Consider the following 21,178-nt stretch of genomic DNA (forward strand, 5'->3'; position numbering starts at 1 on the left):
CGCGCCACCGCCGCCGGATGTGGTGATGGCGGACCGCGACGGCACGCGTCCCGGCCGCTCCGACCTGGAGCTGCTGCGGGCGCACGCGGCCGGCGACCGGGACGCCTTCACCGAGCTGTTCCAGCGGCATCGGGACCGCCTCTGGGCGGTCGCGCTGCGGACGATCGGCGACCGCGAGGAGGCCGCCGACGCCCTCCAGGACGCCATGCTGTCGGCGCACCGCGCCGCGGCCCGGTTCCGGGGCGACTCGGCGGTCACCACCTGGCTGCACCGCATCGTGGTGAACGCCTGCCTGGACCGGATCCGGCGGCGGCAGACCCATGCCACCGTCCCGCTGCCGGACGGCGTGCACACCGACGGCGAACCGGGCCGGCACACCGGCGGCCCGGAACCGGCCGCACCGGCCCGCGACCACGACACCGCGCTCGTGGTCCGGCAGGCGCTCGCGGCGTTGCCGGCCGAACAACGGGCCGCGCTGGTCCTGGTCGACGTGCAGGGCTACCCGGTGGCCGAGGTCGCCGCCGTGCTCGGCGTCGCCGAGGGAACTGTCAAGAGCCGGTGCGCCAGGGGCCGGGCCCGCCTCGCCGTGCTGCTCGGGCACCTGCGGACCGGCACCGACGCACCGGCCGAGGACGTGCCGCGGCTCACTCACGGGAACCGCAGGCGCCCCGAGGGCGTCGGATCCTCGTCGGGAGCGTCCCGTCAGGCCGTCAGCCAGGAGGAGCCGTGACTTCCCGGGAGTTCAGCGAGGTCGACCACGACCTGCTCGCCGACTACCTCGGCGGGGCGCTGGACGGCACCCCCGAGCAGGCGACAGTGGCCCGGCTGGTCGAGGAGGACCCGGCGTGGCGGGCCGCGTACGCGAATCTCGCCGACGCGGTCGACCTGGTCGGCGCGGATCTGGCCGGCTGGGCCGCGGGCCCCGCGCCGGAGATGCCGCAGGCCGTGGCCGACCGGATCACCGCGGCGCTCGCCGGGGCCGGTCCCGCGCTGCGCGACGGTACGCCGCTCGTGCCGGCGCAGCCCGGCGGCGCGAGCCGGCCACCCGGCACGGCCCTCCGTCGCGACCGGCACAGCGGACCCGGTCGCCGTCCTCGGCGCTGGGCCCGCATCGCCGGGCCGGTGGCGCTGGCCGCGGCCTCGGTCGCCGCGGTGGGGCTCGGTGTGGGCCGGATGGCCGACTCGGGCGACGGCGGCGTCAGCACCGCCGACCGGGCGGGCGGGGAGGCGGCACCGATGGCCGCCGCGCCGTACCGGACCACCGGACCGGCAGTGCGCAGCGGCACCGACTGGACACCGGAACGCCTCGCCGCCGACCGGGCGGCCACCGGAGCGAAGTCGATCCCGGGAGACATGGCCGGCCCGTCCGGCGCGGCGCAGGACGGCGCGGAGACGCCCCTGTTCCGCGAGGATCAGCGCCTCAGCGCGCTCGGCGGGCTGGACCGGCTGTCCCGGCCGGAGACGCTCGCCGCGTGCCTCACCGCGATCGGGGCCGAGCACGGCGGCGGGCCGCTCACCGTGAACATGGTCGACTACGCCCGCTTCCGGGGCGCCCCGGCGCTCGTGGTGACGTTCGCGGACGCGGGCGGCGCCCGCTGGGGCTGGGTGAGCGGGCCGGAGTGCGGGGTACCCGGGTCCGGCGCGGACACGCGGTTCCGTACGCGGGTAGGGTGAAAACGCGGTCCCGACGCTTGTCCCGCCACGTGACCTGACCCACCGGATGACCGGCTCGGGAATCCCCGCTTCGTACGATGGCGTTCTGCAAGTCAGGCGCCGGCGTCCCTAGAGCCGTCGGCACTCGGGATCGACATCGGTGCGGCCGGTGACGAACACACACATCGGGAGACGGCAGTGGACGAGGTCCGCAACCTGATCATCATCGGCTCCGGTCCGGCCGGCTACACAGCGGCGGTCTACGCCGCCCGCGCCAACCTGAAGCCCCTGGTGATCGAGGGCGTGCAGTCGGGTGGCGCGCTGATGACCACCACCGAGGTGGAGAACTTCCCCGGCTTCGCGGACGGCATCCTCGGCCCCGAGCTGATGGACAACATGCGCAAGCAGGCCGAGCGTTTCGGCGCCGAGTTCCTCACCGACGACGTGACCCGGGTCGAGCTGAAGGACACCGGCGAGATCGGCTCCGACGCGGTGAGCACCGTGTGGGTGGGCGAGACCGCGTACCGCGCCCGCGCCGTCATCCTCTCCACCGGTTCGGCCTGGCGTCCGCTGGGTGTGCCGGGCGAGCAGGAATACCTCGGCCACGGTGTGTCGTCCTGTGCCACCTGTGACGGCTTCTTCTTCCGCAACCAGCACATCGTGGTGGTCGGCGGCGGCGACTCGGCGATGGAGGAGGCGAGCTTCCTCACCCGCTTCGCCGAGTCGGTGACGATCCTCCACCGCCGCGACTCGTTCCGCGCCAGCAAGATCATGGCGGACCGGGCGCTGAGCAACGAGAAGATCAAGGTCGAGTGGAACACCGTGGTCGAGGAGATCCTCGGCGACGACGGCAAAGTGAGCGGCGTACGGGTGCGCAACGTGCACACCGGCGAGAGCAAGGTGCTCGACGTCACGGGCGTGTTCGTGGCGATCGGGCACGACCCGCGCAGCGAGCTGTTCCGCGGTCAGGTGGAGCTGGACGACGAGGGGTACGTGAAGGTGCAGGCCCCCAGCACCCGTACCAGCGTGCCCGGTGTGTTCGCGGCGGGTGACGTGGTCGACCACACCTACCGGCAGGCCATCACGGCGGCCGGCACGGGCTGCGCCGCCGCGCTGGACGCCGAGCGGTTCATCGCCACCATCCAGGGCTGAGAGTTCCACGAGCAAGGTTCGGAGGAGGAGAGTTCATAGTGGGAGCAACCAAGGCGGTCACGGACGCCAGCTTCGTCAGTGACGTGCTGCAGTCCGACAAGCCGGTGCTGGTCGACTTCTGGGCGGAGTGGTGCGGCCCCTGCCGCAAGGTCTCGCCGCTGCTGGAGGAGATCGCGGGCGAGATGAAGGACCAGGTCACCATCGTCAAGCTCAACATCGACGAGAACCCGGAGACGGCACGCGCCTACCGGGTCATGTCGGTGCCGACGCTGACCATCTTCAAGAACGGCCAGCCGGTGCAGTCGATCGCCGGCGCTAAGCCGAAGGGCGAGCTGGTCAAGCTCATCGAGTCGGCGCTCTGAGCCGTACCGACACCGCCGGAACCCCCGTCACCACCCCCGGTGGCGGGGGTTCCGGCTTACCTGACCTGCATGAACGCGAACCCGCCGGGTATCGGCCACGGTACGCTCCGTAAGCATCCGTCGGAGTTCCGGTCCGCCAACGTCCGTGCAGAGGGGGTCGTCGTGCGTCCGATCCGACCCGGTGACCAGGGACCGGCGGTGGCCGAGATCCGTACCGTCCTCGCCGGCCTGGAGCTTCTCCCCGCCGAGGCCGCAGGTGACGACTACGACGCCCAGACCGAACGCGCGGTACGGGCCTTCCAGCAGTCCCGCGGCCTCAGTGTCGACGGGCGGGTCGGCGCCGAGACCTGGCGGGCGCTCGACGCGGCCCGCTGGCGGTTCGGCGCCCGCGCGCTCTACCACGCCGTACCCGAGCCGCTGACCGGCGAGGACATCCGCTCGCTCCAGGAACGGCTGCTGGAGATGGGGTACGACGTGGGCCGCGCCGACGCCATCTACGGCATCCGCACCTCCCGTGCGGTGGCGCAGTTCCAGCGGGAGATGGGCCTGAAACCGGACGGCTCGTGCGGGCCGCACACCGTCAACGCGCTGCGCCGCCTGGGCCGCAAGGTGGTCGGCGGCCGCCCGCAGTGGCTGCGCGAGTCCGACGCCATCCGGCAGGCCGGTCCGACGCTCGTCGGGCGGACCGTGGTGATCGACCCGGGGCACGGGGGCACCGACCCGGGCGTGGTGGTGCCCGACGGCACGCTGCGCTGGACCGAGGCGGACCTCGTGCACGACCTCGCGAGCCGGCTGGAGGGGCGGCTCGCCGCCGCCGGCGTACGGGTACAGCTCACCCGGGGCCCGTCGCCCGGCGCCTGCCTGCCGGACGCGGACCGGGCCCAGCTCGCCAACTCCCTCGGCGCCGACGTGTTCATCTCCCTGCACACCGACGGGCACGCCAACCCGGAGGCCGAGGGGGTGGCGACCTACCACTACGGCACCGACAACGGCGTCACGTCGGCCACCGGCGAGCGCCTCGCCGGGCTCGTACAGCGGGAGATCGTGGCCCGCACCGGGCTGCGCGACTGCCGTACCCACGCCAAGGCGTGGGAGCTGCTCCGGCTCACCCGGATGCCCGCGGTACGCGTCGAGGTCGGCTACCTCACCTCACCGGACGACAGAGGGCGGCTCGTCGACCCGCGTTTCCGGGACCGGGTGGTCGAGGCCATCGTGGCCGGCGTGCAGCGGATGTACCTGCCGATCGAGCGGGACGTGCCGACCGGCTCGATCGACGTGAGCGAACTGCGGGCGATCGTGGCCGCCGGCACCGTCGTCGACTGAGCCGCGACTCAGCTCGTCGAGCGGGTGGCGGGCGCCGGGCGGACCGGCCGCAGCAGCGTCTCCGGGCTCATCGAGCCGAGCAGCTTCTCCAGCGCGTACTCCACGTCCGACTTCCAGCTCAGCGCCGTCCGCAACTCCAGCCGCAGCCGGGGGTAGCGCGGGTGCGGCCGGACCGTCTTGAAGCCCACCGAGAGGAAGAAGTCGGCGGGCGCCACGCACGCGCGCGCCGGGTCGTCCGCGTCGTCGCCGAACTTGGCGTCGCCGAACGCCTCGATCGCCTTGATGCCGCGCTTGGTCAGGTCGCGGGCCACGCCCTGCACCAGCATCCGGCCCAGGCCGCCGTCGGCGAAGGCGGGCACCACGTGCGCCGTCATCAGCAGCGCCGCGTCCGCCGAGACCGGCGAGGTGGGAAACGCCATCGAGCGCGGGACGTACGCCGGTGGGGCGTACATGACGAAACCGGCCGGCATGCCGTCGACGTAGACGAGCTTGCCGCAGGAACCCCACTCCAGCAGCGTCTGGGAGACCCACGCCTCCTTCTCCAGGCCCGGGTCACCGGCCGCACAGGCCCGCTCCGCGGAGACCGGATCCAGCTCCCAGTAGACGCAGCTCCGGCAGGATCGAGGCAGGTCCTCCAGCGTGTCCAGGGTCAGGCTGACCAGACGTCGCGACATGAGCGCACCCCACCACTAGGCTCGGAGCGCCGGTTCCTCCCGCGCCCTCCTGCTCCCGACGAGCGATCGTACGCCCCTGTCCGGCGGTACGGGAGGGAACGCGCGAACCCCCGCCCGGACGGCCGACGGCGGGTCCGGGATGTGGACGTGTCCACACGGCCGGTGCCGCGACCGTCACCGGGGACTACGATCGACCAACCGGCCCCCGCCGCCAATGGATGTCGGCATCGCGGGTACCACACCGGGCGGCAGCCCCGCCGACACCCGATCGAGGTGATGTCCATGACCGGCACGACGCTCGACGACTACACCGACCGGTACGCCCGGCGCGTCCGCGGGATGACCGCCTCGGAGATCCGGGCACTCTTCGCGGTGGCCAACCGGCCGGAGGTCGTCTCGCTCGCCGGTGGGGCCCCCTACATCGCGGCGCTACCACTCGACGCGGTAGGCGAGATGCTCGGCCGGCTCGGCTCCGAGCACGGCGCCACCACCCTCCAGTACGGCGTCGGCCAGGGTGCCCCCGAGCTGCGCGAGCGGATCTGCGAGGTGATGTCCCTGTCCGGGATCGACGCCTCCTGCGGCGCCTCGCCGGAGGACGTGGTGGTCACGGTCGGCGGCCAGCAGGCCCTCGACCTGGTGGCTCGCCTCTTCCTGGACCCGGGTGACGTGGTGCTCGCCGAGGGCCCGACCTACGTCGGCGCGCTCGGGGTGTTCCAGGCCGCCCAGGCCCAGGTGGCCCACGTGCCGATGGACGACGAGGGGCTCATCCCGGAGGCGCTGGAGACGGCCATCGCCGACCTGGCCCGGGCCGGCCGGCGGGTGAAGTTCCTCTACACCATCCCCACCTACCAGAACCCCGCCGGCGTGACGCTGAGCGAGGAGCGGCGCGAGCGGGTGCTGGACATCTGCGAGCGCGCCGGTCTGCTCGTGGTGGAGGACGACCCGTACGGTCAGCTCGGTTTCGAGGGCGAGGCGCCCCGGCCGCTGCGGGCCCGGCGGCGCGACGGGGTCTTCTACCTGAGCACGTTCTCCAAGACGTTCGCGCCGGGCCTGCGGGTCGGCTGGATCCTGGCCCCGCACGCGGTCCGCGACAAGCTGGTCATCGCCAGCGAGGCGCAGATCCTCTGCCCGAGCGCCTACGCGCAGTCGGCCGTCTCGACCTACCTGGGCACCATGCCCTGGCGGCAGCAGCTCAAGGTCTACCGCGAGATCTACCGCGAGCGCCGGGACGCGCTGCTCGACGCGATGGCCGACCTGATGCCCGAGGGCACCACCTGGACCAGGCCGCAAGGCGGCCTGTTCGTCTGGGCGACGCTGCCCGACGGGCTCGACTCCAAGGCGATGATGCCGCGGGCAGTGGCCGCGCGCGTCGCGTACGTGCCGGGGACGGGCTTCTACGCCGACGGCACCGGCGCCGGGCACATGCGGCTCAACTTCTCCTTCCCGACGCCGGAGCGGATCCGCGAGGGCGTCCGCCGGCTGGCCGGGGTGATGGAGCAGGAGATCGCCATGCGCAAGGTCTTCGGCGCGGTCGGCGGTGCCGGACCGCGCCGCCGCCAGGGCGGCTCGGACGCGCCCGGCCCCGACTTGGCATGATGCCCGCATGTCCGACAGCCCCGCCGCAACGCCTCCCGTGACCGGATCCGCCGTCGACGAGCTGCATGTGCTCGTACTCGCGGGCGGCCTCTCCTACGAGCGGGACGTCTCCCTGCGGTCGGGCCGCCGGGTGCTCGACGCGCTGCGCGCGGTGGGCGTCGAGGCGGAACTGCGCGACGCCGATGTGGCGCTGCTGCCCGCGCTGACCGCCGACCCGCCGGACGCGGTGGTGATCGCCCTGCACGGCGCCACCGGCGAGGACGGCTCGCTGCGCGGCGTCCTCGACCTCTGGGACGTGCCATACGTCGGCTGCGACGCCCGGTCGTCCCGCCTCGCCTGGGACAAGCCGTCCGCGAAGGCGGTGCTGCGCGAGGCGGGCATCCCGACGCCCGACTGGGTGGCGCTGCCGCACGACCGCTTCTCCGAGCTGGGCGCCGTCGCCGTCCTGGACCGGATCGTCGACCGCCTCGGGCTGCCGCTGATGGTCAAGCCGGCGCAGGGCGGTTCCGGACTGGGCGCCGCCGTGGTCCGGGAGGCGGCGTCGCTGCCGGCCGCCATGGTGGGTTGTTTCGCGTACGACCAGACCGCGCTCGTGGAACGCTACGTACCCGGGATGGACGTGGCGGTCTCCGTGCTCGACCTCGGCAAGGGGCCGCAGGCCCTGCCCCCGGTCGAGATCGTGCCGCGCAACGGCGTCTACGACTACGCGGCCCGCTACACCGCCGGGCGTACCACCTGGCACGCGCCCGCCCGCCTCGACGCCGCGACGACCGCTCGGGTGACCGAGGTGGCGCTCGCCGCGCACACCGCGCTCGGGCTGCGCGACGTGTCCCGGGTCGACCTGATCGTCGACGCCGGCGGTGACCCGCACGTGCTGGAGGTGAACGTCTCCCCGGGCATGACCGAGACGTCGCTCCTACCGCTGGCGATCCAGGCAGCGGGGCTGGACTTCGGCCGGGTCCTCGGCACGCTCGTGACCCGGGCCGCCGCCCGCCGCTGACCTCAGCTCTCCCGGGTACGCGCTGCGTCCGGCCGGTCGTTCTCGTCTCCGCCCTCGTCCCCCGACTCGTCGTCGCCTTCGCTCGTCGGCGCGCTGCCCGGCGCGGATACCGGCATCGAGCCGGCCTGCGGTGCCGGGTCGGGCTCCGACGGGCCCGCCGAGGGGTCTGAGACGTCCGCTGCCGCGTCGGACTCCGGGATCTCGTCCGCTGCCTCGATCACCGAGACGGACTCCTCCTCGGGCTCCTCAGCGGCGTTCGCGGGCGAGGTCGCGGAGAGACTCGACGGCGCCTGCCACTGGATGCGCGGCGGCTCGGCCAACGGACGACCGCCGAACTCGGCGAGCCACGCGGCCACCATGGCGAGGTTCTCCCGCCACTGGTCCTCGGAGATCGGCGGCAGGATCGAGTCCCACAGCGACAGGAACGTGCCCCGCAGTTGCAGCCGCCCGTACGGCCGCGCCAGGAACCACAGGTGCAGGTGCGCCGACCCGTCGCCCCACCGGTTCACGTGGACCCGGGCCACCCCGTCGAGCGACCGCACGGCCCGCTCCAGGCGGACGGTCATCACGCCCAGTTCGGCGGCGAGCAGGTTCGGCAGGTCGCCCAGATCCAGGTGGGAACGGGACTCCAGGATCAGGACCATCGGCAGGCCGGTGGGCCGGTCCATGGCGCGGACGCGCCACCGCTCGCCGACCCAGATGTACGCCTCGTCGGGCGCGTTGCAGGCGGTGCACTCCCGGTCCGCCTCGCCACGGCGGGGAGGTTCGAACGGTACGGGCTCGTCGAGCTGCTTGACGCGGAGATCGCCCTCGAAGGGGAAGGACGGCCACTGGGTGAAGTCGGGAACTGAGGGAGGGGTGTCCGGCACGACGCTGACCCTAACCGAGTTGGCGACGCCTGTCCCTACCTGTTCCACTGGCCGCCCACCGGTTGTCCACCGCGTTGTCCACAGGCTGCCGAGATCACCAGTACAGCGCGTCATGCACTGCTCAGCAAGGGTTTCCTCGCTTCGTTTCACGTGAAACAGGGAGTGCCTGTGGACAACTGCTGTGGATAACCTCGGGTGTCTCCGGGCTCGTTCTTCCAACGATCCGGCGACCGATCCGCACCGGGGTGTCGGCGGCTCCTTCTAGCCGTTTCACGTGAAACGCGAGTGCGCGTCGGTGCGCTTCTCGGCTCGGTGGCTCGGCTCACCGGCGCCGGGCCGGCCGTGTTCCGTGACTGAGTCCTCGGCGGGTGCGGCCGATCGAACGAGGCGCCGCGAGGCGACGGGGAAGTAAGTCGAGAGGCGAACCATCCCGCGGTTGTTCGGTGGGAACGGACCGGGCCGCGCGGATCTCAAGCCGCGCCGATCACCGCTCGGCTTAATGGCTGGCGCCGCGCCTCATGGCTTGTACTCGGCACAGCCGGCACTCGATCGGATGAGGATCGGGTCGGTCGCCGCGTTTCACGTGAAACAGCAGACGGGTTCGAGCCGACCGGCCGAGCCGGGCCACACGGCCTCGGGTTTGCGCTCGATCGCTGATAGGGCTCGCCACCGCCCTGAAGTCTGCGACCATCCGGCCCGGGGCGGGGAGAGCTGGCAGGTCATTCGAGGGCGGCACCGACGACTCAGCGGGAAGCCGTCCCGAGAATGCTGACGGGCCGCACGCCTCGGCCCGCTGCCCGGGCTCCTCGCGAGAGTCCTCGGCTCGGCGGTCCCCGGTCCGGCGCTCCCCGGCTCCGTCCCCTCCTGGCTCCGTCCCCTCCCGGGTTCGGCAGCTCTCCGGTTCGGCACTCCTCGGCTCAGCGACCCTCGCTCGGCGCTCCCCGGTTCCGCGGAGCGCGGCTCGATGCGCCGGGATCGGCTCACATGCGCAACCGGATCGGGCTCGGCAGAGCGACTCCCGCGCGACCGCCACGGCCTAGTGTGCTCAGCCCTTTGGGTCTGGGCCGTCGCCGTCAGCCCTCCTGCCAGACCAGCGAAGTGGGCGCGCACCGACTCGTCAACGCCGAAGGCGCCCTCGAAACCTTTGCACACTCCGCCCTCGCGCACTCGGCCGCTCAGCGCTCGGGCGCACGGCGTGCCACCAATCAGCAGCGCGGCGAGTGGGTCCACCCGCGCCCCATCTCCCAGTCACCGGTCCCCGTTTCACGTGAAACGCGGAACGAGGCGCGACAGCTCACCAACGGATGCGACCCGACGCTCCCGCCCGCTTCGGCCGCGTCAGCGCGGGAGGGCACCCCGGGCCTTCAGTGAGCACCATCGGCACCGGACAGCCCGGCCCGTCGTCGGAGACGGCAATGACTTCCGAGTGGTCGTTCTCTCCGTCGACCGGAATCGCCGCGACCCAATGCCGCCGCTGGCGAACGAGCGGCACCGAACCGGCCCGGATACGGATCCGGCCGCATCCTCTCGTCGGGATGCGGCCGGATCGACAGCCGGAGAAGGAAGGACTACGCCTCGGGCGTCCCGTCCTCACCCATGCCGATGATCCCGACGATCCGCTCCAGGTCGTCGACGGTGGCGAACTCGATCGTGATCTTGCCCTTGCTGCGGCCGATGTCGACCTTCACCCGGGTGTCGAACCGGTCGGAGAGCCGGTCTGCGAGATCGGTGAGCGCCGGGGCGTGCGGCTTCGGCCGGCGCTTGGCAGCGGCCGACTTCGCCGGCTCCTCGGCGAGCGCCAGGTGCACCAGCTCCTCGGCACCGCGTACGGTGATGCCCTCGCGGACGATCCGCTCGGCGAGCGCCTCCTGCGCCTCGGCGTTGTCGAGGCTGAGCAGAGCTCGGGCGTGACCGGCGGAGAGAACACCGGCGGCGACGCGGCGCTGCACGGCGGGCGGCAGGTTCATCAGCCGGATCGTGTTGGAGATCTGCGGACGGCTGCGGCCGATCCGCCGGGCCAGTTCCTCGTGTGTAGCGCCGAACTCCTCCAGCAGTTGCTGGTACGCCGCCGCCTCTTCGAGCGGGTTGAGGTTGGCGCGGTGGATGTTCTCCAGGAGCGCATCCCGGAGCATCGCGTCGTCCTTGGTGTCCCGGACGATGGCGGGGATGGTCTCCCGGCCGACCGCCTGGGCGGCACGCCAGCGCCGCTCGCCCATCACGAGTTCGAACTTGTCGGGGTCGAGCTGGCGAACCACGATCGGCTGGAGGAAGCCGACCTCCTGGATCGAGGTCTTCAGTTCCTCCAGTGCCTCCTCGTCGAAGACGTGCCGGGGCTGCTTCGGGTTCGGCACGATCGCGTCGACCGGGATCTCCGCGAAGCGCGCGCCGGGAACCGGGCTCAGCTGCGGCTCGGGCTCGGCGGCCGGCGAGGGGGTGCTTGCGACGCCACCGGTGATGGCAGCAGTCGCACCAGCGGCCGGAGCCGACGGCGCCGCAGCAGCCGGCGACGAGTCCGGTTCGGTGGCCGCCGGTTCGGCGCCCGGTACCGGGCCGGTGGGGATGAGGGCGCCGAGCCCTCGGCCCAGTCCGCCGCGGGGACGGTTCTTCATGCGACGCCTCCCAGCGACATCTCCGCACTACGCATTCCGGCTCACCGGCTCCTTGACGCCTCGCTCCGCGATCTCCTGGGCGGCCTCGAAGTAACTCGTGGCTCCCCGCGAACCGGGATCGTAGGTCATCACCGACTGGCCGTAGCTCGGCGCCTCGGAGACACGCACGTTGCGGGGGATGACCGCCTGGAGCACCTTGTCGCCGAAGTGGTTCCGGACGTCCTGCTCCACCGCGTCGGCGAGCCGGGTACGCCTGTCGTACATGGTGAGCAGGATGGTGGAGACCTCGAGCTTCGGGTTGAGGTGCTGACGAACCAGGTTGATGTTGTTTATGAGCTGGTTGAGACCCTCCAGTGCGTAGTACTCGCACTGGATCGGGATCAGCACCTCCTGCGCGGCCACGAGCGCGTTGACGGTCAGCAGGCCGAGCGACGGCGGACAGTCTATGAAGACGTAGTCGAAGTGCCCCGGGTACGCGGCGATGGCCCGCGCCAGGCGCGACTCCCGCGCCACCACCGAGACGAGCTCGATCTCGGCGCCGGCCAGGTCGATGGTCGCCGGTACGCACCAGAGGTTCGGGATGCCCTCGACGGCCTGGGCCACCTCTTCGAGCGGCACGCTGTCGATCAGGCAGTCGTAGACGTCGGGCACGCCCGTGTGGTGCGGCACGTTCAGGCCGGTGGAGGCGTTGCCCTGGGGGTCAAGGTCGACCACGAGCACCCGGTTGCCGTGCAGCGCGAGCGCCACGGCGAGGTTCACGGTGGTGGTCGTCTTACCCACGCCGCCCTTCTGGTTGGCGACGCACATCACCCGGGTCCGGTCGGGGCGCGGCATGGTGACCTCGCCACTGGGATTCAGGATCTGCACGGCGCGCATCGCCTCCATAGCCAACGGTGGATCATCCTCTTCGCGCGTCGGGGTTTCACGTGAAACGTACGTGCTGACGTCTACCTCGTCCCCGTACCCGTCTGCCTGTGGCGTGTCGGACGGCGCCACGGTGGCCTCGGGGGCGGCCGGGTACGGCACGGCCGAGACGGGCGGCTGGGGTTCGTAGCGGGTGGGTACCGCGGCGTTCGCTCGCACCGCGGGCGGGCGCGGGGTCGGTGCGTTCACCGGACCGTCGGCCGGATCGAGCGGATCGCGGGCCGGCGGTACATTCGCCGGCGCGGACGAGACGGGACGCGCCGGCCCGCCGACGGACGGTTCCCGTCGCTTGGGCGGCTGTGCCGGATGCGGGGAGGACGGTTCGCCGGACTCGTTCACCGTCCACTCCTGGTAGTTGGTTTCACGTGAAACGGGGTCGGCGGAGGGCTGGCCTCCTGGTCCGGTCAAACGTGGATCGTCGTACCTGCCGTCGTCATGCACCTGTCATCCCTACCCGCTCCGGATGGTCGGTCCGCACCCGTCGAATCGCGTCCGCGCCTTGCACGGCGCCGTCGGCTCGGCGGGAACCATCGGGTTCGGGTGCCGCCCGGCACCGCCGTTCCACACTATCGACGCGCGGTCAGCCTACGGCCGACGGGCGCGGTGGGTCCATGTCGGGTTGCGATCGATCGCGTCACGCCCACCGGTCCAACGACCGGACCGGGCATGCGGAATGGCGTACCCGCTCAGCGGTCGCCGCGACGGCGACCGCCACGCGACCGCTTCGGCTTCTTGGGACGGCGCGGGTTCACCACGCGCTCCCGGACCACCTCGACCACAGTCGCCGGGGGGTCGATCACCCCTTCGCCACAGCGGTGCAGTTCGGGGGTCCCGCCGCCGAGGCGGATCACGGCCTCGGTGTGCTCGGTGATCTCGTCGGCCGCCGAGGCGCCCTTGAGCGCGACCAGCCGTCCGCCGGGAGCCACGAGCGGCAGGCACCAGGAGGCGAGCCGGTCCAGCGGGGCCACCGCGCGGGCGGTCACGATGTCGGCGCTCAGCGGTTCCCGGTCGCGCGAGCCGGCCGCCGCCTCCTCGGCCCGCCCACGGAACACACGCACATCCCGGGTCACGCCGAGGCGCTGCACCGCCTCGATCAGGAAGGCGGTCCGCCGGGCCAGCGGCTCCACGAGCGTCACGGTGAGGTCCGGGCGCGCGATCGCCAGCACCAGACCTGGGAGCCCGGCGCCGGAGCCGACGTCGATCACGCTGGCTCCCTCCGGGATCCGTTCCGCCACCACCGCGCAGTTGAGCAGGTGCCGCTCCCAGAGCCGCGGCGTCTCGCGGGGCCCGATCAGGCCGCGGACCACGCCGTCGGTGGCGAGCAGTTCGGCGTACGCGGCGGCCAGGTCGAGCCGGTCGCCGAACAACGCGCGGGCGGCCTCCGCCAGCTCGGGCGGCAGCGTCGCCGTCGCCGGGTCGGGGGCACCGGCGTCGCCACCGTCCACGAGGGACGGTGCATCCGCCGACGGCTCCGCGAAGACCGGGTCGGCCGCCGCGGCCGGAGCCGCCGGTGCCACGTCCGCCGCCGGCTCACCGGAGAAGGCGGGCATCACGTCCACCGCCGGGTCTGCGGGCTCGACCCCGGTCACCACCCCCGGCTCGCCGGAGAAGGCGGGCTCGCCGGGGTCGGTCACTGCCTTTCCCGGGTACGCGGGGTCGGCCGGCCCGTCGTCGTCGGAGAAGACCGGGTCGACAGTGGGGTCGGGGCGCACAGCCGACGGCCCGGGCGGCGTACCGCCCGGGCCGGTCACGGCTCCTGCCGTCGTCTCGTCGGAGATCACGGACCTCAGTCCACCGGCCGGACGACGATGCGGCGGTTGGGCTCGACGCCTTCGGACTCGCTCTCCACCCCGCTCATCGCGTTCACCACGTCGTGCACGCACTTGCGCTCGAACGCGGACATCGGCTCCAGGCGCACCGGCTCACCGTGCTCCTTGACCTTCTCGACCGCGTTCTTCGCCACGGCGGCCAGCTCCTTGCGGCGGGCGGCCCGGTAGCCGCCGACGTCGAGCAGCAGCCGGCTCGGCGTACCGGTCTGGCGGAACACGGCCAGCCGGGCCAGTTCCTGGAGCGCCTCCAGGGTTGCGCCACGCTGGCCGACCAGGTTCTGCAGCCGGCCGCCGACCACCTCGACCACCGGGCGGCCACCCGACACCAGCTCGTCGATGTCACCGTCGTAGTCGAGGATGTCCAGCAGACCCTCGACGTAGTCGGCGGCGATCTCGCTCTGCCGGAACAGGTCGCTCTCGGCCGGGGCCTTCTTCTCCCGGGCCTCGCCCGCGGCGTCCTCGGTCTCGGTGGCGGCGGTAACGGGGGTCTCCTCGTCCAGGGACTGGTCGGCGCTGGGGATGCTGGTCTCGGTCACGGGTCTCATCTCCGTACTCGCTCGGCCGGACCGTCGGGGGTCCGCTGGTCTCCCGGGGCCGGCGGGAGGTTCGCCGGGTGCCCTCGGGCACGTCTGTACGGGCCAGTTTCGCCCGTGTCCGCGCTCCGCGCGGTGATTCCGGCCCGGCGCCGACTCCTCGGATGGCAGCACGCGGCCGGAACGGGCCACCGCCGACGTCGCCGACGGTGGCCCTGTGGGCTCAGCCCTGTCGCTTGGCGGGCTTGCTGCCACCCTTCTTCGGGTTGACCGGCTTGGCACCAGGCTTCGGGCCGGCCACCTTCGGCGCGGCGGCCGGAGCCTTCGCCGGCGGCTGGGCCGCCTTGCGGCCGAACAGGCCACCGGCCTTGGCCTGCTGCACCGGGTTCTTGCCGGAGGTGCTCTTGGCGGCGCTGGTGCTCTTCGCGGTCGGCGGCGGCGGGAACTTCCGCAGCACCCACTGCTGCTGGCCGAGCGTGAAGAGGTTGTTTGTGACCCAGTAGATGATCACACCGATCGGGAAGATCGCACCCGAGATCAGCAGCGACAGCGGGATGCCGTAGAGCATCAGCCGCTGCACCATGCGCTGCTGCGGGTCCTCGGCCCACCCGGTCTTGAGAATCATCTGACGGCTGGTCAGGTAGGTGGTGGCGATCATGATCAGCACCAGGATGCCGGCGACCACCTTGACCGTGCCGGTGTTCGCACCCAGCCGGCTCAGTTCCTCGGCGGTGGAGCCGAACTTGCCGGAGATCGGCGCGGTGAACAGTGTCGCGTTGGAGGCGCTGTTGAACTGGTCGACGGTCCAGCCGTACAGGGTCTTGCCCTGGTTGTCGGGGCTGAGGCGGCGCAGCGTGTGGAACAGGCCCAGGAAGACCGGGATCTGGAGGAACATCGGAAGGCAGCCCATGAGCGGGTTGGCCTTTTCCTTCCGATAGAGCTCCATCATCTCCTTCTGGAGCGTCTCCCGGTCACCCTTGTGCTTCTCCTGGAGCTCCTTGACCTTCGGCTGGAGCGCCTGCATGGCACGCTGCGACTTGATCTGCTTGACGAAGACCGGGAACAGGATCACCCGGACCGTCACCACCAGGAAGACGATGGCGAGGATCCAGGCCCAGTTCGTACCGATCACGGCCCCGACCGGAACTCCGATGGCGTCCCAGGCCGAGTGCCAGGTCAGCAGGATCCACGAGATCGCGTAGTAGATCCAGTCGAGACTAAACACTCAGGCTCCAGTCACGTCGGAACGGCGGCGGTCGCCCGGCTCCGGAACCGGGTCGTGTCCACCAGGGTGGAAGGGGTGGCAGCGCGACAGCCGACGGACCGTCAGCCAGGCTCCCCGCAGCGCACCGTGCCGGGACACCGCCTCCACGGCGTAGGCACTGCACGACGGGTAGAACCGGCAGCGGGCCGGCAGTGCCGGACTTATCCACCGACGGTACGCGATGATGGGCGCCAGCAGCATGCGGGCACCGGTTGTGGGCGGCGGAGTCGCCGTCGTCGGGCCGCTCACCGCGACCGCCGTCCCCGGGGGGCCCGCGCGGCGGCGATGGCCGCGTCCAGGTCGGCCCCGAGCCGGGTGTACGTCGCGTCGGCCGATGCGGGCAGCGCGCGTACCACGAGGGTCGTGCCGGCGGGCAGCTCGGCCAGCCGCTCGCGGACCAGGTGCCGGAGCCGGCGGCGGACCTTGTTGCGGACCACCGCGCCGCCGACGGCCTTGGACACGACGAAGCCGGCGCGGCTCGGTGCGGAGGTCTCCGCATCGAGGGTCCGCGCCGGCTCCGGCGAGGGTGTCGCGGTGGTGCCGATCGGCTCGGGGAGGGTCAGGTGGACCACGACGGCGCCGCGGCCGACGCGTCGGCCACCGCGAACCGCTGCGGCGAAGTCGCTACTGCGCCGCAGTCGTTGCGCGGCGGCCAGCACGACTGCCCACGTCCCCGGACCGGACCTGTCGGCGTCAGGCCGACAGGCGCGCGCGGCCCTTGGAGCGACGGGTAGCGATGATGGCGCGGCCGGCACGGGTGCGCATGCGCAGCCGGAAGCCGTGGGTCTTCGCGCGCCGGCGGTTGTTCGGCTGGTAGGTGCGCTTGCTCACGTCAGGCTCTCCGTTGTCGTACGCCCCGCGCGGCGGATCGCCCGGGGTCGTGTGCTGGTCCAGATCACCTGTCGGTGACCTCCGATCGGCGCTGCCGTGACACGCTCCCCGGCGATGCGGGATGACAGCCACGGACAGCAAGCATCAATCACCCTAGCAGAGGGCGAGAGAGCAGCCGCTCCAGCCTACGCAGGGGCGCAATGACCGTCAAACGTCACACTCGGGCGTCCGACCTGCGGGCAAGCGCGACCGAAGGGGCGGTTTTCACTGATGTTGCCAAGGTCGTCAGGGTGTCGCCGGTTGATGCTGTGGGGTCCGCGCTGTTAGCGTGCGCGATTGCGGTCGGCGTCGGGGGTCCGGGGTTTGTCGCCGATCGGCAAGACCGGACACGCTGTTGAATCGTTCGGCACGGTGAACCCGCTTCAACGCCTCCGTGGATCGAGGGGGGCAGGTCCGACCCGCGTCCGGTGGGCGGCCACAATCGGTCGGTACACAGGCTGTGGATAACTTGTGGATGACGACCGGTCAGCCGTCCGGGCGGGCGTGAGAAGGAGCAGGCGAGGGGGTGGCACGACGGTGACCGGAGCGACCGACCTTGCCGCGGTGTGGACGGCGACCACCGACGAACTCGCCGACGAGATCATCTCCGCGCAGCAACGGGCGTACCTCCGGCTCACCCGCCTGCGGGCGATCGTCGAGGACACCGCGCTGCTCTCGGTGCCGGACGCCTTCACCCGGGACGTGATCGAGTCCCGGCTCCGCCCGGCCATCACCGAGGCGTTGAGCCGCCGGCTCGGCCGGCCGATCCAGGTGGCGGTCACCGTACGGGTCGCCGACGACCCGAATGCCCGCCCGGCCGGCACCGTCTACCGCAGCAGCCCGGAGCCGCTGCCCGAGCACGACGGCGCCGCCCCGCTGCCCGGCTTCGACCAGCCCGGCCCGCCCGCCTCCGCCCAGGCCTTCCCGTCGCCGCGCCCGGAACCCGGGTACGCCGAGGCCGGATATGGCGAACCGCGCCCGGAGCAGCCACTCGACGAGCCGGCCCCGCGGCAGCGGACCGCAGACGGCGGCCGCCCGCACCTCATCCCGGCCGGCCGGGACGCGCAGGACACGCTCTTCAGCGCCGCGTTCGCCGAGCCGGTACGCACCGCGCCCGAGCGCCGCGCCTTCGACGAACGCACCCGCATCGAGCCGCCCGTGCCGGACGCCGGCGGATACGAGCCCCGCTACCGGGAGAGCCCGCCCGCCGACCCCGCGCCGATGCGCGGCCTGCCCCGCGACGGCGCCACCGACAACGGCCCCGGCCGGGGTGGCGCCGACCACCACCGTCCGGGAGGCGGCCAGGCCGACCGCAGGCTCCCCGGCGGTACGGAGAGCGGCGGCAACCGGCTCAACCCGAAGTACATGTTCGAGACGTTCGTCATCGGCTCGTCCAACCGATTCGCGCACGCCGCGAGCGTGGCGGTGGCCGAGTCGCCGGCGAAGGCGTACAACCCGCTGTTCATCTACGGCAGCTCCGGGCTGGGCAAGACCCACCTGCTGCACGCCATCGGGCACTACGCCACGACGCTCGGCAACGCCCGCTCGGTCCGGTACGTCTCGACCGAGGAGTTCACGAACGACTTCATCAACTCGCTGCGCGACGACAAGACGAGCGCGTTCCAGCGCCGCTACCGGGACGTCGACATCCTCCTGATCGACGACATCCAGTTCCTGGAGAACCGGGAGCGGACGCAGGAGGAGTTCTTCCACACCTTCAACACCCTGCACAACGCCAACAAGCAGATCGTGATCACCTCGGACCGCTCGCCGAAGCAGCTGGCGACGCTGGAGGACCGGCTGCGTACGCGCTTCGAGTGGGGTCTGCTCGCCGACATCCAGCCGCCGGACCTGGAGACGCGGATCGCGATCCTGCAGAAGAAGGCGGCCCAGGAGCGGCTGTTCGCCCCGCCGGACGTGCTGGAGTTCATCGCGTCCCGGGTGTCGAACTCGATCCGCGAACTGGAGGGGGCGCTGATCCGCGTCACCGCCTTCGCCAGCCTCACCCGTTCCTCGGTCGAGCTGTCGCTGGCCGAGGAGGTGCTGCGGGACTTCATCCCGGACGGCGCCGGCCCGGAGATCACCGCGGACCAGATCATGGTGTCGACGGCCGATTACTTCGGCGTGAGCCTGGAGGACCTGCGCGGCCATTCCCGCTCCCGGGTGCTGGTGAACGCGCGCCAGGTGGCCATGTACCTGTGCCGGGAGCTGACCGACCTGTCGCTGCCCCGGATCGGGCAGGCGTTCGGCGGCCGGGACCACACGACGGTGATGCACGCGGACCGCAAGATCCGTCAGCAGATGGCGGAGCGGCGCTCGCTCTACAACCAGATCGCCGAGCTGACGAACCGCATCAAGCAGAACACCTGACCGTCCCGCTCCCGCCGCTCCCGCCGCTCCAGCGGTGATCAAGGAGTTCGGGTAGCGAACACACGTCATTCCTGCCCCCAGACTCCTTGGTCAACAAGAAGGGGCGGACGCGCGAGCGATCTCGCCAGAGCTGAGCGTCACGCTCACGCGTGCCCCGAAAGCAGCCACGGTCCCGCCCTCACCGGCCGACCGTTCGCGTCGATCATGAGGTTAGCGGCGACAAACCGGACGCCAGATGCCGCCAACTTCATGGTCAACCCGTGCAGGGCTGGGCGCGGCCGGGCGGGCATGGCGGGTGGCAAGTAGCCGACAGCGGGGAACTGTTGACCCTCGACCCGGTGGAGGGCCCAGGATCTGTCGTGTGTTCGTCCACAGCTCGTACCCGTTGTCCACAACCCCTGTGTCACAGGCGGTGGACAACCACCCTTTGCACTCGGCCGGTTACCCACAGACTGTGGACAACTCCTGGGGACGACGCTGTGGACGCCTGGGGATGACGGTCCCGTTGTCCCCAGACAGCGGCCAACCTGTGGGCGAGCTGTTGAAGGTTCTGGGGACGACGGCTGTGGACGTCTCCGGCGCTGTCCACAGCGCTGGGGAGAAAACCGGTGGATTACCGGTGGACAACCAGTGGACAGCCGTGGAAAACCCGGCGGCCGGCGAGGGCTGTGGACCGGGACACGAGTTTTACCCCTGGTTCTCCACAGCCAAACCACCGGTGGATAACGTGTATGACCTGCGCGGACGGCGGTTCTCCACAGTTTGCACAGGTGCGATGAAGACGATGAGTTATCTCTTCTAAACAACAAAAACCAATCATCACCGTTGGACTTCCTGTGGATCGGGCCGGAGCACTGCTGTCGGCAGTCGCCCGGGGCACCTGGATCCACGGGGTCGGGCGCACAGCCGATGCCCCAGCGCCTTAAGGTGCGATGGGTACCCGCACGGTCGGGCGGGACGGGTGGCAGCGGTCGGCATGAGAGAGTTGTCGCTGACGTCGACGCGGAGGCATTGATGAAGTTCCGAGTGGAGCGCGACGCGCTCGCCGAGGCGGTCGCGTGGACCGCCAAGAGCCTGCCCAACCGACCCTCCGTACCGGTGCTGGCCGGGGTGATGCTCCGCGTCACCGACGGCAACCTGCAGGTCTCCGGCTTCGACTACGAGGTCTCCAGCCAGGTGACTGTCGAGGTGCAGGGTGACGCGGACGGCGCCGCCCTGGTCTCCGGCCGCCTGCTCGCCGAGATCACCAAGGCCCTGCCGGCCAAGCCGGTGGACATCGCCGCCGTCGGCGCCCACCTCGAACTGGTCTGCGGCAGCGCCCGGTTCACGCTGCCCACCATGCCGGTGGAGGACTACCCGACGCTGCCGGAGATGCCGGAGAGCGCCGGCACCGTCGACGCCGCCGCCTTCGCCTCCGCCGTGGCCCAGGTGGCTGTCGCCGCCGGCCGCGACGAGACGCTGCCGATGATGACCGGTGTACGGATCGAGCTGAGCGGCAGCACGATGGCCATGCTGGCGACCGACCGTTACCGCCTCGCGCTGCGCGAGATGGAGTGGAACCCGGACGACCCGGAGATCAGCCTCAACGCGCTGGTGCCGGCCCGTACGCTGCACGACACCGCGAAGGCGCTCGGCCCGCTCGGCGGCCACGTCACCATGGCGCTGTCCTCCGGCGGCGCCGGTGAGGGCATGATCGGTTTCTCCGGTGGCACCCGCCGCACCACCAGCCGGCTGCTCGACGGCGCCAACTACCCGCCGGTGCGCTCGCTGTTCCCGGCCGACCACAACGCCGAGGCCCGCGTCGCCGTCTCCTCGCTCATCGAGGTGGTCAAGCGCGTCGCGCTGGTCGCCGAGCGCACCACGCCGGTGCTGCTCAGCTTCAGCGCCGACGGTCTCGTGGTCGAGGCGGGCGGCACCGAGGAGGCCCGGGCCAGCGAGGCCATGGAGGCCACCTTCAGCGGCGAGCCGCTGACCATCGGGTTCAACCCGCAGTACCTCATCGACGGTCTGGCCAACCTGGGCGCGCAGCACGCCCTGCTCCGGTTCGTCGACGCGTTCAAGCCCGCGGTCATCTCCCCGGCAGGCGAGGATGGCGAGGTCATCCCGGGGTACCGGTACCTCATCATGCCGATCCGCGTGTCCCGCTGATC

19 protein-coding genes are annotated in these 21,178 nt (G+C 71.8%); 9 read left to right on the forward strand and 10 right to left on the reverse strand.

Annotation, left to right across the window (positions count from 1 at the left end; all coding sequences use genetic code 11):
* Positions 1 to 25: 25 nt before the first annotated feature.
* From sigM to O7611_RS28430, 5 genes are all read left to right on the forward strand, one after another.
* The gene (gene sigM / locus O7611_RS28410) at positions 26 to 730 is read left to right on the forward strand and encodes an RNA polymerase sigma factor SigM (RefSeq protein WP_194800293.1); all 705 of its coding nucleotides are present in this window, start codon (positions 26 to 28) and stop codon (positions 728 to 730) included.
* Positions 727 to 1,674, forward strand: a complete 948-nt coding sequence (locus tag O7611_RS28415; RefSeq protein WP_269697862.1) for a hypothetical protein — start codon at positions 727 to 729, stop codon at positions 1,672 to 1,674. Before sigM ends, O7611_RS28415 begins: the two co-directional genes overlap by 4 nt.
* A 177-nt stretch (positions 1,675 to 1,851) precedes the next feature.
* Positions 1,852 to 2,805, forward strand: a complete 954-nt coding sequence (gene trxB, locus O7611_RS28420; protein WP_194800291.1) for a thioredoxin-disulfide reductase — start codon at positions 1,852 to 1,854, stop codon at positions 2,803 to 2,805.
* A gap of 38 nt (positions 2,806 to 2,843) precedes the next feature.
* Positions 2,844 to 3,167 (forward strand): thioredoxin, encoded by a 324-nt coding sequence (trxA, locus tag O7611_RS28425; protein WP_013289375.1) that lies wholly within the window; start codon positions 2,844 to 2,846, stop codon positions 3,165 to 3,167.
* Between the two features lie 162 nt (positions 3,168 to 3,329).
* Positions 3,330 to 4,490: an N-acetylmuramoyl-L-alanine amidase gene (locus O7611_RS28430; RefSeq protein ID WP_194800290.1), complete on the forward strand. Its 1,161-nt coding sequence runs from the start codon at positions 3,330 to 3,332 to the stop codon at positions 4,488 to 4,490.
* 8 nt (positions 4,491 to 4,498) lie between these two features.
* On the opposite strand, the gene O7611_RS28435 is transcribed toward O7611_RS28430, so the two are convergent.
* Positions 4,499 to 5,164 carry a hypothetical protein gene (locus tag O7611_RS28435; RefSeq protein WP_013289377.1) on the reverse strand — a complete coding sequence of 222 codons (666 nt, stop codon included), beginning with the start codon at positions 5,162 to 5,164 and terminating at the stop codon, positions 4,499 to 4,501.
* A 282-nt stretch (positions 5,165 to 5,446) separates the two neighbouring features.
* Here O7611_RS28435 and O7611_RS28440 point away from each other — a divergent pair, with 282 nt between their 5' ends.
* Entirely contained in the window at positions 5,447 to 6,760 is a 1,314-nt protein-coding gene (locus O7611_RS28440; RefSeq protein ID WP_194800288.1) for an aminotransferase-like domain-containing protein, read from the forward strand.
* A gap of 7 nt (positions 6,761 to 6,767) precedes the next feature.
* Positions 6,768 to 7,760: a D-alanine--D-alanine ligase family protein gene (locus O7611_RS28445; RefSeq protein ID WP_194800287.1), complete on the forward strand. Its 993-nt coding sequence runs from the start codon at positions 6,768 to 6,770 to the stop codon at positions 7,758 to 7,760.
* Between the two features lie 2 nt (positions 7,761 to 7,762).
* Here the strand turns inward: O7611_RS28445 and O7611_RS28450 are convergent, their stop codons facing one another.
* From O7611_RS28450 to rpmH, 9 genes are all read right to left on the reverse strand, one after another.
* Complete coding sequence (locus O7611_RS28450; RefSeq protein ID WP_269697863.1) at positions 7,763 to 8,629, reverse strand: hypothetical protein; 867 nt, start codon at positions 8,627 to 8,629, stop codon at positions 7,763 to 7,765.
* 1,568 nt (positions 8,630 to 10,197) lie between these two features.
* Positions 10,198 to 11,238 carry a ParB/RepB/Spo0J family partition protein gene (locus O7611_RS28455; RefSeq protein ID WP_194800285.1) on the reverse strand — a complete coding sequence of 347 codons (1,041 nt, stop codon included), beginning with the start codon at positions 11,236 to 11,238 and terminating at the stop codon, positions 10,198 to 10,200.
* Between the two features lie 27 nt (positions 11,239 to 11,265).
* Positions 11,266 to 12,603, reverse strand: coding sequence for a ParA family protein (locus O7611_RS28460; RefSeq protein WP_269697864.1), 1,338 nt, complete (start codon positions 12,601 to 12,603; stop codon positions 11,266 to 11,268).
* Between the two features lie 245 nt (positions 12,604 to 12,848).
* Positions 12,849 to 13,712: a 16S rRNA (guanine(527)-N(7))-methyltransferase RsmG gene (gene rsmG, locus O7611_RS28465; RefSeq protein ID WP_228531913.1), complete on the reverse strand. Its 864-nt coding sequence runs from the start codon at positions 13,710 to 13,712 to the stop codon at positions 12,849 to 12,851.
* A 236-nt stretch (positions 13,713 to 13,948) separates the two neighbouring features.
* A complete protein-coding gene (locus tag O7611_RS28470; RefSeq protein WP_135242593.1) occupies positions 13,949 to 14,536 on the reverse strand; it encodes a Jag family protein in 588 nt (195 codons plus the stop codon).
* A 211-nt stretch (positions 14,537 to 14,747) separates the two neighbouring features.
* Positions 14,748 to 15,749: a membrane protein insertase YidC gene (yidC, locus tag O7611_RS28475; RefSeq protein ID WP_194800284.1), complete on the reverse strand. Its 1,002-nt coding sequence runs from the start codon at positions 15,747 to 15,749 to the stop codon at positions 14,748 to 14,750.
* Positions 15,750 to 15,989, reverse strand: coding sequence for a membrane protein insertion efficiency factor YidD (yidD, locus tag O7611_RS28480; protein ID WP_013477538.1), 240 nt, complete (start codon positions 15,987 to 15,989; stop codon positions 15,750 to 15,752).
* A 44-nt stretch (positions 15,990 to 16,033) separates the two neighbouring features.
* On the reverse strand, positions 16,034 to 16,447 hold the full coding sequence (gene rnpA / locus O7611_RS28485; RefSeq protein ID WP_194800283.1) for a ribonuclease P protein component: 414 nt from the start codon (positions 16,445 to 16,447) through the stop codon (positions 16,034 to 16,036).
* Between the two features lie 34 nt (positions 16,448 to 16,481).
* Complete coding sequence (gene rpmH / locus O7611_RS28490) at positions 16,482 to 16,619, reverse strand: 50S ribosomal protein L34 (RefSeq protein WP_018788530.1); 138 nt, start codon at positions 16,617 to 16,619, stop codon at positions 16,482 to 16,484.
* Positions 16,620 to 17,195: 576 nt separating this feature from the next.
* Between rpmH and dnaA the strand changes: the two genes are divergently transcribed.
* On the forward strand, positions 17,196 to 19,028 hold the full coding sequence (dnaA, locus tag O7611_RS28495; RefSeq protein ID WP_269697865.1) for a chromosomal replication initiator protein DnaA: 1,833 nt from the start codon (positions 17,196 to 17,198) through the stop codon (positions 19,026 to 19,028).
* 1,014 nt (positions 19,029 to 20,042) lie between these two features.
* Complete coding sequence (dnaN, locus tag O7611_RS28500; protein ID WP_194800281.1) at positions 20,043 to 21,176, forward strand: DNA polymerase III subunit beta; 1,134 nt, start codon at positions 20,043 to 20,045, stop codon at positions 21,174 to 21,176.
* Positions 21,177 to 21,178 lie beyond the last annotated feature (2 nt).

This window comes from Micromonospora sp. WMMC273 (assembly GCF_027460285.1).
Taxonomy (GTDB): domain Bacteria; phylum Actinomycetota; class Actinomycetes; order Mycobacteriales; family Micromonosporaceae; genus Micromonospora; species Micromonospora aurantiaca.

Excerpts from the sequence above, each read along its gene's own strand:
- sigM (WP_194800293.1), top strand. The coding sequence starts at position 26 with ATGGCGGACCGCGACGGCACGCGTCCCGGCCGCTCCGACCTGGAGCTG.
- O7611_RS28440 (WP_194800288.1), top strand. The coding sequence starts at position 5,447 with ATGACCGGCACGACGCTCGACGACTACACCGACCGGTACGCCCGGCGC.
- O7611_RS28455 (WP_194800285.1), bottom strand. The coding sequence starts at position 11,238 with ATGAAGAACCGTCCCCGCGGCGGACTGGGCCGAGGGCTCGGCGCCCTC.
- rsmG (WP_228531913.1), bottom strand. The coding sequence starts at position 13,712 with ATGCCCGCCTTCTCCGGTGAGCCGGCGGCGGACGTGGCACCGGCGGCT.
- O7611_RS28435 (WP_013289377.1), bottom strand. The coding sequence starts at position 5,164 with ATGTCGCGACGTCTGGTCAGCCTGACCCTGGACACGCTGGAGGACCTG.
- O7611_RS28445 (WP_194800287.1), top strand. The coding sequence starts at position 6,768 with ATGTCCGACAGCCCCGCCGCAACGCCTCCCGTGACCGGATCCGCCGTC.
- O7611_RS28470 (WP_135242593.1), bottom strand. The coding sequence starts at position 14,536 with ATGAGACCCGTGACCGAGACCAGCATCCCCAGCGCCGACCAGTCCCTG.
- yidD (WP_013477538.1), bottom strand. The coding sequence starts at position 15,989 with ATGCTGCTGGCGCCCATCATCGCGTACCGTCGGTGGATAAGTCCGGCA.
- dnaN (WP_194800281.1), top strand. The coding sequence starts at position 20,043 with ATGAAGTTCCGAGTGGAGCGCGACGCGCTCGCCGAGGCGGTCGCGTGG.